Source organism: Selenomonadales bacterium 4137-cl, from assembly GCA_032334055.1.
Taxonomy (GTDB): domain Bacteria; phylum Bacillota; class Negativicutes; order Sporomusales; family UBA7701; genus Anaeroselena; species Anaeroselena agilis.
The window spans coordinates 623927-639635 of the sequence record JAUOZS010000001.1 but is presented as its reverse complement, the minus strand read 5'-3'; the positions used below and the strand labels follow the sequence as shown (position 1 = coordinate 639635).

Genomic DNA, 15709 nt, shown 5'->3' with positions numbered 1-15709 from the left:
TTACACCCTAAAAACACCCCAAAACGGACATTGGCGGACATTTTACAAATAATTTAGTTCTGCCGCCACAGAGTAAACGATGTACTGTTTCCACCGCCGAATAGTACGCTCATCTACTCCAAGCTTGTCCGCGAGTCCGGAAGTCGTGTACCGGCTCTTCCAATACTCCTCCATGACAGCCTGCTTATCATGACACAGACGCTGGTAGATTGTTTCAATCGCTTTTTGTGTTCTCTCCAACTCGACAATTTTTCGGTCCATACTGATCTTGATGGCTTTGCTGGCAGTACTGTTGCCAATCGCATTACTCCGACCTTCCTGTTTTTCTGGCGCTTCCAGGATAATATCGTTTTTGAGTCGGTTCAATTCCTTCAAGTTATTTTTATACTGGCGGATTTCCTGTTCGACAAACTTGAATGTATTCTTACTAAGCCGATGCTTTTTGATGCAAACTGCCACATATTCCTCATAGTCAATATTCAGACCGTCACAAAGCGTCGCGCACCAGGCGGAGTGAATAAAGCGCTTGGCATCGCAGTGTTCGGCATCAAATTGCTTCAGCTTACACGTATCTTTAAACGAACACCACTCTGGGCATCCTTTGTCGCTTGCATAATCGTCACAGGCTTTCTTCAGAATGCTGGCAATAAGTCTCCTTGCCCCGATATCATCGATACTCATATTCGCCCCTCCCAACTCTTGCTTTAACCGCCTGTAACAGCGCTGTCTGTCCAACTTCCTTTTTAACCAACGCCGCCATGACGTTCTCATCGATCGTATCCTTGGCAATGATGTGATGAACCACAACAGTTTCTTTTTGTCCCTGCCGCCAGAGCCTGGCGTTCGTCTGCTGATAAAGCTCCAGGCTCCACGTTAAACTGAACCACACGAGGGCGGAGCCGCCCGCCTGCAGATTTAAACCATGCCCCGCTGATGCCGGATGAATCAGGGCCACCGGGATCTTCCCAGCATTCCAGCGGCGAATCGAATCCTCGCTGTGCAGCTGCTCACCCGGAAAGTGCTCCAGTATCCGCTTAAGATCGTGCTTGAACCAGTAGGCGATAAGAACCGGCTTGCCATTTGCCGCTTCAAGTATATCTTCCAATGCCTCCATCTTGCGGTCATGAATGTGAGCAACGATGCCACTCTCATCATAAACCGCGCCGTTGGCCATCTGTAGCAGCTTGCCCGACAGGGCGGCGGCGTTGGCGGCGTCAATTTCCTTGCCTTTCAGGGAAAGCACCATCTCGTCTTTTAGGGTTTGGTAGTGTCGCCACTCATCATCCGACAACCGCACTGTGACTTCGTTCATCACCAATTCCGGCAGCTTCAGGTAATCTGTGTTCTTCATGCTGATGGTGATGTCGGAAATTTGGCGGTAGATGGCTTCCTCCGCGCCGGGTCTGGGCTTATAGGAAAACACCATCTGCTGGTTGCGCTTGTCCGGCACGAAGTAGCTATTTCGGTAGTTTCCGATAAAACGCCCCAGCCGCTGCCCCATATCGAGTAGCCTAAACTCCGCCCATAAGTCCATTAAGCCGTTGGAAGAAGGAGTGCCGGTCAGCCCCACAATCCTTCGAACACCCGGCCTGACTTTCATAAGGCTTTTGAAGCGCTTGGCCTGATGTGATTTGAAGGATGACAATTCATCAACCACAATCATGTCAAAGTCAAAAGTCAGTCCGCTATCAGGAATAAGCCACGGTACATTGTCCCGGTTGATGAGGTAGATTTGGGCTTTCTGCCTAAGAGCCGCCTTGCGCTCGGCTTCCGTCCCAACGGCGACGGAATAAGTCAGAGCGCGAAGGTGATCCCATTTCTCAATCTCAGCGAACCAGGTGTCTCTGGCGACACGGAGTGGTGCTACGACCAGGACTTTTCGGATTTGAAAGCTGTCCAAGGTCAGGTCGAAGATGGCTGACAGGGTGATCACGGTTTTGCTAACCCAAGCCCATATCGAGAAATATCGCCGCGACAGGCTTTTCCAGAAGATAGTCGATCGCGTACTGCTGATACTCGTGCGGTATGAACTTCATGTGGCATCACCTCCCTTAATCTCTGACAGCAATTGCTGTATCTGCGTCTCATCGTCCAAGATGTATACCCTACATCCCAGGCGCCGCAGCAGTTCATGCCGCTTTATCTGCAAAGGCCGGGTTTTCATTCCATGCGCTTTGACCTCAACGAAAGCGATCCTGTTGCTTGGCAAAATAACAAGGCGATCCGGCATTCCATCCATCCCCGGCGAAGTAAACTTGAGAGCCAGACCGCCAACCGCCTTTACCGTCCGGATGAGCTTTTGCTCAATTTGCTTTTCCCTCATAAGCCGCCCACCCCGTTTGCCCGCACAAAGTCTGGATGAAAAATGTGATATGGGTCTTGGCTTTTGGCCATCCATCCACGCCCAATACAATACGCATACACCTCTGCGGCGGTCGTGAAATAATGACCGCCGCCACGATACTGTACGCAGTGGCAAAGAAGGGAGCCGTTTGCGTCACGGACACGCAGGAGCCGCGCCATCCCTCCGTTCGTCTTGAATTCCGCGAAAGATTCTATCGTTAGCTGTAAATTCATATATTGATCCTCCTATGATTTCAGGTTTTTGTTATGGATGTGCGCTGTGTGATAGGGTGATGGAATCCTCGCGCGCGTTTATACTATTATTTAATTTCTTTTTTCTCCAAAGCACGTTCTTGCGTTTTGCTCAGACGCGAAGAATAAGAAAATTCCATCACAGCGACCACACAGGTCACAGCCTGCCTACTCCGCAATTCCCAGGAAGCCGAATTCCTCTTTGCCAAGGCCGTTGAAGCGCAGAGCGTAGTAATCGCCGTCGCGTTTGTGCGTCTTGAATTCCTTCACGTTCAGCCCGTAGTGCTCGGCTGCTTCTCGCGTGAACATCTTCGCGGACGCAGCCCGGTAACCGTTCATCCCGCACCAGTCGCGGTAGTGGCGGTAGAGTTCCGAACTTTTGATGCCCGCCCAGTTGCCGTCCTGGAATAGCTCGCAAAATTCGCTGACAAAGGATTTTACGGTGGAAAGCTCCATTTCGTACCGTTTGGTCGCTTCTTCCGAAGAACCCGGAATACTGAACCTGTAACCTCTTTTCACGACTTCGCCTGCAGCGTACAGGCATTCGCGGACTACCGCTTCTCGCTCGGCGTACATCTTGTCGAGAAGCCCTCTGTCCTGACGCTCGGCGGGGCATGGTTTGCCGCACTCGATAATCGCGATGCGCTCAAAAACGTGTCTCCCACGGTCGCCGCCGAAACTTGGAAGCCGGTTCATGGAAAACCACAGAACCCCGTTGTAGACGGCGGTGAATCCATCGGCGAACTTGTTTTCCATGAGCATACTGTCGCCGCCCGTAAGTTGCTTGAACACCTGTAATTCCGGCAAGTCGGCAAAACCGAGGTCGTTGCTTCCCACAAGCCTTTTGCCGAAGGCAAGCCCGGTGCCGAATCGCCGCTCAAGGGTCGCCAAATCCACGCTGGCACAGTTCTCCGCGCCGAGTAGCCGCTCGACCAGCGCCCTTATCTGGCTTTTGCCCGTGTTGCCCTCGCCGACGAGGAACAGCGCCTTTTTCGTTTTGTAGCCCTTGATGTTGGACAGCGCCACGCCGATGAACTCTTTCAGAAACTGCTGCTTCTCCGCGTCGCCGCCAGTCAGTTCAGAGAGAAACCTGTTAAATACCACAGCTTCTTTTTCATCCGGGTTCCAGCAAAGCGGCAGCTTAATGGTGCCTAAGTAGTCCGGTGTATGCGGGGTAAGCGCTCCCGTGTCCAGATGGTACAGCCCGTTTTCAAGCGCCACGATGCTCTCATCGGCGTCCAGTTCCTCCAAATCTCTGTAGTTGTCATCTGCCGCAAGCTGGTTGTAGGCTTCAGTCATTTCGGCCGTTTTCACCAAGTCCTGGGAAAAGGCTGTCACATACCGCATCAGCGTGCCCTTGACGGCTATGTCCGAGATTTTCTTATACACGCCATCCCCGTATATCCAGAACGCAACGCCGCCAGATTGCCCTCTGGTCAGAAAGTAGCAGTTGTTGTCACGGAAATACTGAGCCAGCCTTGGCGGACTTACGGATGCGTTTCCGCGCTTGCCCGAAATGATGAAAGGGAAGGGGTCCTCTTCACGGTCGCTGAATTCCTCAGCCGCCTGAACCTTTGCCATTTCAGCCATGTCGGTTTTCACCTTCACGTCACCAAGAGCCAGTCCACACATCGCCCTGAACGATGCCTTGTCGTCCATATCGCCGTACTTGTGGAGCCGTACCAAGTCAAAGGCGTTCAATAGCTTCCCGCAGACCGGGTCGGTGGCGTGGTGCGAATAGGCGAACTTGCCCTCGTAAATAACCACGCCAGCGCTTGAGTCGGCGGGGATATAGTCGTAGCGACCTTCCATCGCGCTTGGCTCGTAAACATCCGAGAGGAATGTACCCATGGCGTCCTCAACGGTATAAACCCTGCAGAATGCGCCGACAATGCCTTCTTTTGTAAGAGGGTCTGCCTGTTGTTTCAGGCTGCGGCTTATGACCTCGGATTGCCGCTTCGAAGTCGGCCACACGGAGGTATCGCGCCAGTCGGCATATTTGGAGAGGTACTCACCCGGTTCAAGCAATGCGCCATCCTTTTCCCTGAAGACGAATTCTCCGTCTGACGAGGTAGACGGCCAGTACATCAGCCGTGAGGGCTCATAGGTGGTGTCGTCAAAGGCGTCAATTCCGATTTCTTTTGCCACTATGCGTCCCAGAGCGGGGTATTCGTCTTCACTAACCTCGCGTGCCAGCGGAATGATGAGCCGTAGGCGCGGCGCTTCCGGCGTGTGCTTATGGGTGCTGTAAATGCAGCACGACCAGTCATGGAGTGCTTCTATCTGTTTCCATACGCCGGGTACGGCGTAGTCCATATCAAGAGTAAGCAGGCAGCGGCAAAGGACATATCCATTTCTGCGCTTGCCCTCACGCAAGGCACCGCCAACGAAACCACCGATGTCTTTCACGCAATCCTGTTGTGCTTTGCTCATCTTGCGAAATTCAGCGACGGTTTCCGTCGTGCGTTTTGTCGTGCGGACGGCGTTTTTAAAGTCCTCCCAGGAGATGTCTTTGTTTTTCCATTTCTTATCCATACGACTGTTGCCGATGGCAATCTTCATGCGCCTTGTACCTCCTCACATTTCTCGTTGAACCGCCGAACTTGGATGCCCCGTTGTCTGGCTGTGTCAATCTCCCGCGCCATGCCGTCCGACACCCTGCCGCCGAACACCCAAACCTCATCGCATTTGCCAAGCAGGACAAGAGCGAAAAATATTCCGAGTTCACGCTGCTTGCGGTCATCATCGTCCATAAACTGCGGAAAGTGGAGGTGCGGCGCGAGGGGAATGCACCCGTTTCCGACCGCAAACCGACAGTAGCCCCGCGCACGGCTGATGTTGTATTCGGTCTCGCCCGCGAAAGGAGAGCAGATGTAAACGAGCGGACGGTATTGCTTTGACTTTGCCCTTTCTTCCCGCGCCACATTTGCCAAGGCTTCGGCGGCGGTGAGGTCTGGATAGCCCTCGCTGTTACGCCTGTCCATCAATGCTCCCTCCTCCGGCGGGAAAGTAGTTGACGAAATACTGCTGCCCTTTGCCAGTCACCTTGGTCGTCTTGCTGATGGTGACGTGACCGTCCGAATGGGTGATGGCGGTCTCTTTCACCCGGAACAGCCCCAGTTCCATTGACCTCTGGGTCGGCGCGTTGTAATCGGTTCCCTTGCGTTTGATGAGGAAGCCGTCCTGACGGAGTCGTTCAAACAGTCGGTTTTGCCCGATATCGACGCCGTTGCCTTTGAGTATTTTTGCCAGCTCGCCAATGAGGATAGTGCCGTCAGATACCGACACCGCATCGGCGAACACCACTTTCGGCTTGTCCTCGACGGCTTGGAGTTGGAGCCGCGCTTTTTCCTGCCGCTCCTGTTTGAGTGTGGTCAACAGCTGAATCCAGGCATCGGGATCGTTCATGAGCGCTTCCAATTTGTCAGTGGTCATGTACGCACCGTGCCGGCGGATTTGCGGGAGAACCTCGTGGGTAACCCAGCGTTTGAAGTGCTTGGCTTCCGGCTTGCGAGAAAGCAGAATCACGTTATATAACCCGCTCTCGTTGATTACCGTCAATTCTTGCCGTCCGCCAAGGGTGTCGATAATGCCGACGCCCTTTTCATCTTCATCCAGGCGAGCAGTAACATCGCGACTGTTCCCAATCTCAAGCACCTCGCACACATCTTTGAGCACCCACCACGGCTCGCCGTCTTTCTGGATGGTTCTAACCTCTTTTCCCTCGTAGGAGAAAATCTGAAGTTTGTTCATACTGATCGTTCCTTCCGAAGGCATGAATTTTTGTTTTGCGCCTTCGGTATAAGCCACCCCGGAGAGCGGAATCGGACGGTCATCTCCTAATCTTTTTTATAAAATGGGCTCATAAAACCATCGGCACGGAGCAGTAGCCCCTCCGCCCAGGGCGGCGTTTCTGCCATAGTTCGGCAAACGTCTTCCAGCGAAACGCCTTGCGCAGCCTCAAGAACTACTTCATCATGCACACTCATTACAATGGAAAAGCCAGTGCTGTCCAGCCGCCGCATGGCATAACAAAGGATGTCACGGCTGATCGCCTGGACGATGTTCTCAACAAGTTTAGGTCCGTAGGTTTCAATACGCTCCCACTTTTTCGTACTGCCGACCCCCTCATAAGTCACGGTCTCACTGCCGAAGCGATTCTGCCCGATTCTGGGCTTCACATAGGCAAGCCGCCGGCCGGAGGGCAGGGTAATAAACATCATGCCGCTTTTGCACTCAAAGCGGATGCCATGGGTTGTCGCACTCGTCCGTTCCCGGACTGCGGTCATGGCCGCTTTGTCCACGTCCCACCAAAGTCGCACGATGTTGGGGTTGGCAGCGCGCCATACCGTCACCAGCGGCTGGAGTTCTTCCTCGGCGACACCCATGTCAAGCGCCCCCATCGCTTTTAGCGCACCGACCGAGCCGCCGTAACCGAGAGCCAGCTCCGCAATTTTGCCTTTTTGCCGTAGCGGGCTACCCTTGGTGATTTCCTCCACGGGGACATGGAACATCTGGCTTGCCGAAGCTTCATAGATCTTGCCGTGGGTGGCAAACACCTCATTGCGCCACACTTCCCCTGCAAGCCACGCAATGACTCTTGCTTCAATTGCACTGAAGTCGGCAACGATAAACTGACAACCCGGTTTTGGAATAAAGGCTGTTCGGATGAGTTCAGAAAGCACCTCCGGCGCGGAGCCATAGAGCATATCAAGTGCGGCGAAGTCGCCAGCCTTAACAAGGTTTCGCGCCTGTGCTAAATCCGGCAGATGATTTTGCGGAAGATTTTGTACCTGAATCAGCCGGCCAGCCCAGCGGCCGGTTCTATTCGCGCCGTAAAACTGCAAAAGTCCTCTGGCCCTGCCGTCCTTGCAGACGGCGTTCTCCATGGCTGTGTATTTCTTTACGCTGGACTTGGCGAGCGATTGACGCAGTTCCAGCACCTGACCGAGCGGCTCCGGCGCTGTTTTGAGCATTTCCCTAACCGCCGCCTTGTCCAAGGTGTCGGTCTCCAGCCCGTTTTCCGTGAGCCACGCCTTCATCTGGGCGACCGAATTGGGGTTCTCTACATCAGTGAGTTCTCGCATAACGTTCGTAAGCTCCACCCTCGCTCGTTCGTTGCAGTGGATAGCCTCCCTGACCAGATCCATGTCCAGCCGGATTCCACGGTCGTTGATCTTTTGGTCGAGGACATAGTTTCGCCACTCATCTTCCGGCACAGGGAATTTATGAAGGCGCGCCTGGATCGACGCTTCGGTTTCTACGTCGCGGGCATTGTAGGCTTTGAACTGTTCCCATTTGTCCGGCGCATCTACCAGCAGATTGCGTGTGCGGCCGCCGTTAGTTTTTGAAGGCTTGCACGGCACAGAAAAATAGCGGATGAGTTCTTTGCCTTCCTTTAGCTTCTGCTTTTCCAAACCCAACGCCGCACCCGCGCCCTCAAGCGAAAGGGGAAGGCCCATGTACGCCGCCCACACCATCGTGCAACGCCAGGAATCAGGCTCCATCCATTCGCCGAGGTGCCGCGACAAGCAGACCCTCTCGAACTGCGCGTTGAACGCCCATTTTGTTACAGCTTCATCCGTCAATGCTTCTTTTATCTCTTCCGGCAAAAACTCGCCGCTCGCGAGGTCAACGACCTTCACTTCGCCGCCGTCAACGGCGTAGCCAAGTAGCAGTATTTCAAAATTCGGCGCTTCGGCATACTTATACACGCCGCACTTGGCAAGGTCGGCGCTGCTGTAGGTTTCTGTATCCAAACTCAGATTCTTCATACACCCTCCATAGCGGAAAAAGGCGGCAAGAATCCCGCCGCCCTTGTCCCTGCTCTTTTTGTCTTTACTCCAGAAAGTCGTCGCCGTCGTAATCCGAGACGAAATCATCGGCGGCGCTTGTTTTCCCGCCAAGCGGCTCACCATCACGAACTTTCTGGATGTTGCCAAGGCCGCAGGCGATTCCGCGATTGCCGTTGGAATTGAAGGCGTAGAAATTGACACTGACCCTCGCGTACACGCCGGAGTAGACTTCCGAACGGTTCAAAATTGGGTTGAGTGACTTATCCACGATTTCCGGCGCGGCGTTGCTGTTGGCGTTCACGAAATAGCTGCCCGCGTATGCTTCATCGTCCGGACGGTCAATGTCGCCGTCGCGTAGCGGCAGTTTGAGAGCGGATTTATTCGGAATCTTGCCGCCAAATTTGCCGCGCCCTTCCTCCATCGCCGCTTCGACAGCCGCATGAATGGCGGCGATGGTCTTGGTGTCCGATTTGGGGATAATCAGGCTCACGCTGTACTTCTCCGCGCCGCCGTTGATGGACTTCGGTTCCCAGACGTTTGCGTAAGACAGGCGCACAACGCCCGTGACGACCTTGGTCGGGCTGCCTTTTGCCCCGGTGTTTACTCTGTTTGCTGTATTTGACATGGTTTTATCCCTCCGTAAAATCAATTTTTGCGTTAGATGTATTCATCGCCGGCCGCTTGTCCAAAAGCGGAACCAGCGTCGGCTTCCCAGGAGGCTTTTCGATAAGCCCTCCGAGGATTTCATTGAACTTGGATTTTCCCATAAGCTTCTCCATCTCGGTGATAGTAATAAGGTTCTGTCGATAGATATCGCGGTACCCGGCCGCCTTTGCCGTCTCCGCGACGACATCCTCGTCGGAGTACTTGCGGTTGGAGCGCCCCTCCACCAGCTTGAATCCGCTCCACTCCTTGCCGTGGCTGACAGCCGCTTCCAGCGCGTAAGCCTTGATGCCGTTCGCCCACGAGGTGAGGTCGTCCAGCTTGGAGAGGATTTCATCAATGTCCCCGTCCGTGAGCAGCGGCGGCAAAGCAAACTCAAACTGGGTCAACCTGAGTTTTTCCTCCGCACGCGCACGGCACTTTACAGCCGCCCGGCAGAACTGGCACCAGGCGCCGCAGCGATATTCGCCGCAACCGTCAAAGGCTAGTTCAGCAGTGGGCTTGAGAACTTCGTCCGCCCACTGGTACAGGCTTTCCTTGTACACCATATGAGTACTGACATTCTCGCGGCGAGGTTGGTAGATAGTCATGGACACCGTGTCGATGTCATAGATGCCGTCAAAGAGTTCCAAGGCGCCGAGGGCATACAGCTTCATCTGCGGGTTGTCCTCAGCATCCACCAAAACACCCTGACCGTACTTGAAGTCGATAATGTGGAGCGTTCCGTCCGCGATAACCAAGCAGTCGCCCGTGCCGAAACCATCCGGCACATACCCGGAAAAGTCTAGTCGCTGCTCAATCAGCACCTTGGAGTCGGAGCAGGTTTGTTTTGCCTGTTCGATGAGTTCCAGCACGAACTCCACGTAGCCACCCGTGTAACTGTCCATCTCGTCGGAGTCGTACTTTGAAACTGGTTTCTTCGAGCGCATCTTTAGCGCGCGCCGCAGCTTGTGTTCCGAGAGCGCATGGGCGGCCGTGCCTTCGGCTGCGGCTTCTCCGCTATTGTCCTCAAACTCCTGTTCCAACCGCGCGGATGGGGTACAGTTCAGCCAGCGATGCGCGCCAGAAGCAGACAGCAGAGCGTGTCGTTTTTCTCCGCTCATTTCAGCCTCTCCGCATCCGCCAGCAGCGCGGCATAGTTCGCCGGATCGATCTGACTGAGTTTTGGCGCACCGTACTTCTCCAACAGAATCCGCACCTGGGCGGTAAACCCCAGTTGGCTCTTGTCGGCCAGCGCCGCACGAACCTGTTCCAGCGTGACTGTCTTTACCATCGGCTCCGCTTCCTTCACGGGTACCGGCGTTTCCGGCTGCGCCGTTTCAGCGAATTCATTGTCCTCCATTGCTTCCGCGACCGCTTGAACGCTGTCTGCAAGGGAATGCAAGTCACGAGCGAGGTCAAGTAGCAGCTTGATTTTACTCACGGTTTTCACCTCCCACCTCAACAATTGACAGCGCCTTAACGCTGTCCCCAGGGATAATAACCGTCAGCCGCCGTTTGTCTCCGAGGAGCATTCGGAGCAGCTTCTCCCGGACGGTGACATGGCGGCAGCCGATAATCCCGCCATTCTGTTCTTCCTTTGAAACACTGATTCTAAGCGTGTGCTTCATGCAGATCACCTTGCCTTTCCGAAGGCTGATTCTTGTGCGCCTTCTGCCTTATGCCACCTGCGGAAGGCAAATCGGATGGTCTATGACAAAATCTTTTTGATTTTGTTTTTCGCACGGTTGACGGCGTGGCGAATGGCCGACTCGTCAACCCCCTCCAAGGCGGCAAGTTCGGTATATTTCCAGCCCTCAAGACAAGTTTTTCGGATGAGGTACTGCTGCCGTTCGGTCAGATGCGACATGGCGTTTTTGATGAATTCGGATTCAATAAAATCGGCAAGCAAGTTGACACCGGCATCGAAGAATCTTTTATCTTCATATACAAAGGATTCAAGTGAGGTGTGGCGGTCAGCGCGTGTTGCTCTTCGTGTATTTTTCTTTTCCGCTTCCACTGAACTAAGATAGAAGGTACCGACCTCATCGGACACCTCAAGTTCAATAGAATTGCCGTTAGCGTCTTTGTAATTAATTAACATCGTTTTCCTCCTGCGATTTTCAAAATTTGGTTTGAAAATCCGCAGGAGGCCGATGTCTCAAATCCGTAGAAACAAAAAGAGACGGGCGGGAACACCAGTGATTGGTGTCATCCTGCCCGTCTCGCGGTTCTGCGGATTTTTGCTATTGACTTGTTTTTACGGTTATACAGCTTCTGTGTTGATAACTTCTGCCGTGCCGTCCGGTTTGAAATGAATCAGCGTCTTGCAGCCTTTATGCACAATTTCGACGATGCTGGCCTTTTCGTCCAAGCGGCAGACCATCTTGCCCTTGCTGTTTTTTATGTCTCGCATCGCATTGGCTCTCCTTTCCTGAAAAATACGGCTTGTCTGACCGTCTATCTATGAAAATCTTAGCAATTGCGACGCAGCTTGTCCTTTCACGGGATGTAAAGGGGGAATCGCGTAACTGCGCGTCTTTTCAGTGTAGTGAGGATGTGCCCATAGAAAGAACTACCGCAAATGCCGTCACTTTTTTACACGCCGTGAAAATGAATTTTTAAAAAAGGGCAAAAAAATACCGCGCACTATTTCTGATGCGCGGTGTGGAGACCTTATTGTTAACTTACGGCTTCCCTTTTGCGTGGTCTGTTTCCAAGCGGCATTATCTCCATGCTTTCCAGGAAGGTATTGCATTCGTCGATAGATTGGCCTTCGAAAGACGTAAGTAAAAAAGAGAAAAGTTGGTGTTCACGGGAAGTACTGAGCGTATGTCCTGCAGCGGCCAGCAGCTTGTCAGTAGTTCGTGCATTAACGCCAAGCCCCACACAGACTGCCATGACGGTTCTAAGCGACCATTCCTTTTCCTCGTTGTTGACGATGCGGCTATATGTTGCGTCATCAAGATGAGTTTTTTCTTTGAATGTAACGCTGTTCCAGCGTTTGCGCTTCATCAGGTCGGCGGCGAGTTGTGCAAACGTAGGTGTGATTGCTCTGTAGTCGGCAAACTGTTCTTCAAATTCCTCTTGTTTTCTGCGGAGTTCCTCCGCATTATCGATAACAGAAATATTCCTATCAGCATCAAAGCGCGGCAGTTTTTCGTATGCCTGCCTATTAGCCCTGTGAAACACATCCGTGTGAAAACGGCCATGCTCTCGCATGTTAACACGGTGGTATGTAAATTGTAGAGCACATTCCGCAAGATTGCTCCAGGCATAGTTTGTAAGCACATACTGTCCGGTGCTGTCTTGGGTCAGATATTTTTCGTTGTTGATAATGAAATAGCCGCTTGCATAGCGGAAAAGTCCCGAATCAATAACGGCTCGGAATTCCTCATTATCGCAATACTCGTAAAAAGCATCACGAGGACTAATGTTCGAAAAATAAGGGGCGTAGCTGTCTTTATAGTTATAAACCCCGGCAGCTTCGTTATAGCCGAGATCGATCATTCGAATTTTGGCGGACTGTTTGGACACCTTATAAAAGGATGCCAACTCATCAATGACGCATTCCAATATTTCGGTCTTGTCCGCGCTGCCTGGCGAATAGCCGTACATATCCAGTAGTTCCTTGATTTTTACCGCTGCCGTTTCTATAGGCATCAGTATTCTTGGTGCAATTTGAGAAGCCTGCCATTCCATGCTGTCTTCATCCGTCCAACTATCATCCTGCTTTTCGCCCTTTGAGCTTGTAGGGCATCGGCAGGCAATAAGCTTTTCGCCCCGAAGGATGCTCTTTATCGCGGCGTAAACGCGGTGCCGATGCCAGTGAAATGCTTCATGGGCGATGGTATTGTTGACACACCCGATGTTGCGCTCCCAAAAGGTATATGCATCGATCAAAATTGTCCCGCGTTCAACTTCAACTTCTTGGCAGGTATCCGTCAGCAGGTCATAGACTTTTACGCTACCTTGGGAAAAACATATTTGCCCGAAAAGGCTGAAATCATCGGTGAGCCGATTCCCGTGCAAAATATTAAGCCCCATCTTCTCCTTTACGATTTTCTCAATCGGTACCGCCATCGGAATCTGTAACGCTTCTGGGCAATACCTTTCAAGAAATCGTGTCGCTTCAGTCTCCAATTGATTTTTACAAATAATAGGAACTATGTTGTTCGTTGCGGCGACACCGGTGGTCATTGCCCGTTTCCCTTTTGAGTAGATGTCTATATCGTGAACATTAAAGTTTTTGATTCCATCCTCGACAACCACGAAGCAGTGAACCTTAAACCACTGACTGACCTCAGCAGTCACCGTGTCGTGATAGGTTTCCTGCTCAAGCATAATTACGCAGCTAACGACTGCATCAAAAGACAGTGTGTCCTCATCAATGTTGATGTTGGTTGAAAACTCCAGTATCATATCTTCGAGCATAGCGGAGTCGGGGTATTGAACGCGCGAATAGCCTAACTCCAGCGAGTTCGGATGCGCTGCTACATATCCGTAAACAGCTTCCCAGATGCGGTCATAGCATTTCTGGTAAATAAACTGTTCCAACTCATTGGTGCGGTTGGGCATCGAATCACACATCCTTTCAACAGTTGGCACGATTTTCAAAAAAGAAGACAAGACATTATCACTTTTCTTCCATGTTGCTTATCGTTCCATTCTTTATGTGATATTGGATACTTTGATTCAAACAAAATTTAATTACTTTCTCTGCCTGGTTGTTATAAAAAATCCTGTGATTTTGATAGGCTGTAATTTCTTTACTGTAATTCGTCCTCCCAAAGATAATCTTATCTGTAAAGGCAATAGCATTAAGGATCGTAGACAAGTTTTGTTTGATTAAATTGGGCGTTGGGTAGGGTTCAATGCTAACCCAAGTTTTACAGCCCTCGTCATGCAATCGTCTCAATGCTGCCAGCCTATCATGATATGGTGCTGCTCCTGGTTCAACTCTTTCGCGGTACTCCTCATCCAGAGAAATGAGTGTAATACCATATTCATTCTCCTTTGACAATGACGCAAGTTCAATTGGTAGTATCCCTTTGGTTAGTACCGTACATTTTATACCGGCATCATTCAGCTTCCGAATGGCTGCAAGGCTCACACTCTTTATTTCTTCATAACCATACATAAATGGATCTGTGGTAAAGCAGAGCTGCACGGACTTGATTTTTGACTTTAATCGCGGGATTTCCTTGTCGAGAATTTCTAGCGTATTGCTAACTAAAAACGGCTCTAACCAGTCTTCATAAGAATCGGCTTTTCCGAAACGCCTCGCTATCAGAAAAGCGTAACAGGGGTACTTGCAGCCATGCGAACAGCCAAAAACATGATTCATGGTATAATCGCCATATTCTACACCGGTTTTGTAGAGCATCGATTTTCGTGTTATGTATCCTTTGACCGGTTTCATGGCTTCCTCCTGATTGTCACGCTCTGTTTTTTGCGCTTATCTTCTGTAAAGAAATTAGACGGTCTACCAGTCGATGGGGTAGTTGGGGGAATTCGCGTGACCTCGATAGCCCCTCTTTTCTCCATGTCTCGCCATATTTCGCGAATAGTTCCAGATTTACACAACACTCCATATTCCGTAAAGAAAGCGGCAATCAGCTTGTCTGCAGTCATGCCATTGGGGAAATTCGAGAGAAAAATTAGCATTTTTGCTTGAATGTCGTTCCTGTCAATAATTACATTTTCTGGAGTATAATCAAATAAAATCAATTGACCCTGATTTTGTATATCAATAAACAGTTCATCGAAGCGAGATGACATATTATCCGCCATCAGAATGCAACCTTGTTCGTGGTTGCAAACATGAATCATTCGATACTTTGGGCGTTGCCCAGATTTCATACGGATTGGCATATCAAGCACATATGTGTACATCTGCCTTAAACGCTGTTTATATTCGGTTGAAAAACGCTTCTCAGCTTGGTAGCCGTCTATTTTTCCGGCCTTATAATCCCTGACAATTGCTTTCCAGTAATCTCCTCCGGCAATACTATTTAGTAGCATTTCAGACTGCTGAGAAACATCTACTTCCGTTGGTTCATACTCTACGATATCATCAAGGTTATAAAGAGCTTCGTCGTTTTTATAGTCAACTCTCATTACACGGCAAGCATCTCGAAAAAAGCCGAAAGAGTTCATGTTTATCAGCATTTCAATACTGTTAAAACCATAATTGGCAAACTTGGAAAACAGTCCATAGTCCAGAGCCTTAATCCCATAAGGGTCTATATACAGAAAGACATTCTTGCCAAGTTTATCAGACAATAGTGTCTCGATTTTTTCTTCGTATTTGCCGGAGATTACCACTGGTGTGCCATTGCAGTTGCAATAATCCGCAATATTAGTTGTTAATTCATCGGCATAGTTCAGGTCGATAAAACAACCATCAATTCGGGCATTCTGCGAATTTGTTCGCCCAATACAATCGTCCCTGATTTTCAGGGCAATGCGAGGCGAACCGTCACCGCCATCGTCAAACTTACCCTTACCCGCAAAGCAGTCAACATAGACTATGGGCTTATTCGTCATCAACAACTTTTGAAAATACTGTGGGAGATAACCGCTAAGCAATCGGTCCTTTATTTCTGACCAACTATTTTTTCTTATGAAGAACGTGCTATTGTCTTTAGCCATATAAACCCCCTTCACAATTTTAT

15 protein-coding genes and 1 pseudogene are annotated in these 15709 nt (G+C 50.9%); all 16 read right to left on the bottom strand.

Annotated elements, in window-relative coordinates; translation table 11 throughout:
- Positions 1 to 42: 42 nt before the first annotated feature.
- The gene (locus Q4T40_03240; protein MDT8900252.1) at positions 43 to 681 is read right to left on the bottom strand and encodes a hypothetical protein; all 639 of its coding nucleotides are present in this window, start codon (positions 679 to 681) and stop codon (positions 43 to 45) included.
- Positions 668 to 2036 (bottom strand): annotated as a pseudogene (locus Q4T40_03235) (DEAD/DEAH box helicase). Before Q4T40_03235 ends, Q4T40_03240 begins: the two are co-directional and overlap by 14 nt.
- Complete coding sequence (locus tag Q4T40_03230; protein MDT8900251.1) at positions 2033 to 2323, bottom strand: VRR-NUC domain-containing protein; 291 nt, start codon at positions 2321 to 2323, stop codon at positions 2033 to 2035. Before Q4T40_03230 ends, Q4T40_03235 begins: the two are co-directional and overlap by 4 nt.
- 440 nt (positions 2324 to 2763) lie before the next feature.
- Complete coding sequence (locus tag Q4T40_03225) at positions 2764 to 5157, bottom strand: phage/plasmid primase, P4 family (GenBank protein MDT8900250.1); 2394 nt, start codon at positions 5155 to 5157, stop codon at positions 2764 to 2766.
- On the bottom strand, positions 5154 to 5579 hold the full coding sequence (locus Q4T40_03220; protein MDT8900249.1) for a DUF4406 domain-containing protein: 426 nt from the start codon (positions 5577 to 5579) through the stop codon (positions 5154 to 5156). Before Q4T40_03220 ends, Q4T40_03225 begins: the two co-directional genes overlap by 4 nt.
- Positions 5566 to 6348: a phage antirepressor KilAC domain-containing protein gene (locus tag Q4T40_03215; GenBank protein ID MDT8900248.1), complete on the bottom strand. Its 783-nt coding sequence runs from the start codon at positions 6346 to 6348 to the stop codon at positions 5566 to 5568. Before Q4T40_03215 ends, Q4T40_03220 begins: the two co-directional genes overlap by 14 nt.
- A gap of 86 nt (positions 6349 to 6434) precedes the next feature.
- Positions 6435 to 8369, bottom strand: a complete 1935-nt coding sequence (locus Q4T40_03210) for a DNA polymerase (protein MDT8900247.1) — start codon at positions 8367 to 8369, stop codon at positions 6435 to 6437.
- 64 nt (positions 8370 to 8433) lie between these two features.
- Positions 8434 to 9015 (bottom strand): DUF2815 family protein, encoded by a 582-nt coding sequence (locus Q4T40_03205; GenBank protein ID MDT8900246.1) that lies wholly within the window; start codon positions 9013 to 9015, stop codon positions 8434 to 8436.
- A 4-nt stretch (positions 9016 to 9019) separates the two neighbouring features.
- Positions 9020 to 10156: a DUF2800 domain-containing protein gene (locus Q4T40_03200; protein MDT8900245.1), complete on the bottom strand. Its 1137-nt coding sequence runs from the start codon at positions 10154 to 10156 to the stop codon at positions 9020 to 9022.
- A complete protein-coding gene (locus Q4T40_03195) occupies positions 10153 to 10476 on the bottom strand; it encodes an rRNA biogenesis protein rrp5 (GenBank protein MDT8900244.1) in 324 nt (107 codons plus the stop codon). Before Q4T40_03195 ends, Q4T40_03200 begins: the two co-directional genes overlap by 4 nt.
- Entirely contained in the window at positions 10469 to 10663 is a 195-nt protein-coding gene (locus Q4T40_03190) for a hypothetical protein (protein MDT8900243.1), read from the bottom strand. The genes Q4T40_03195 and Q4T40_03190 overlap by 8 nt, the downstream gene beginning before the upstream one ends.
- Positions 10664 to 10743: 80 nt before the next feature.
- On the bottom strand, positions 10744 to 11136 hold the full coding sequence (locus Q4T40_03185; GenBank protein MDT8900242.1) for a sigma factor-like helix-turn-helix DNA-binding protein: 393 nt from the start codon (positions 11134 to 11136) through the stop codon (positions 10744 to 10746).
- Between the two features lie 162 nt (positions 11137 to 11298).
- Positions 11299 to 11448, bottom strand: a complete 150-nt coding sequence (locus Q4T40_03180; protein ID MDT8900241.1) for a hypothetical protein — start codon at positions 11446 to 11448, stop codon at positions 11299 to 11301.
- Positions 11449 to 11714: 266 nt separating this feature from the next.
- Positions 11715 to 13610: a hypothetical protein gene (locus Q4T40_03175; GenBank protein MDT8900240.1), complete on the bottom strand. Its 1896-nt coding sequence runs from the start codon at positions 13608 to 13610 to the stop codon at positions 11715 to 11717.
- Positions 13611 to 13668: 58 nt separating this feature from the next.
- The gene (locus Q4T40_03170) at positions 13669 to 14454 is read right to left on the bottom strand and encodes a radical SAM protein (GenBank protein ID MDT8900239.1); all 786 of its coding nucleotides are present in this window, start codon (positions 14452 to 14454) and stop codon (positions 13669 to 13671) included.
- Positions 14451 to 15686, bottom strand: a complete 1236-nt coding sequence (tcmP, locus tag Q4T40_03165) for a three-Cys-motif partner protein TcmP (protein ID MDT8900238.1) — start codon at positions 15684 to 15686, stop codon at positions 14451 to 14453. The genes Q4T40_03170 and tcmP overlap by 4 nt, the downstream gene beginning before the upstream one ends.
- Positions 15687 to 15709: the final 23 nt, after the last annotated feature.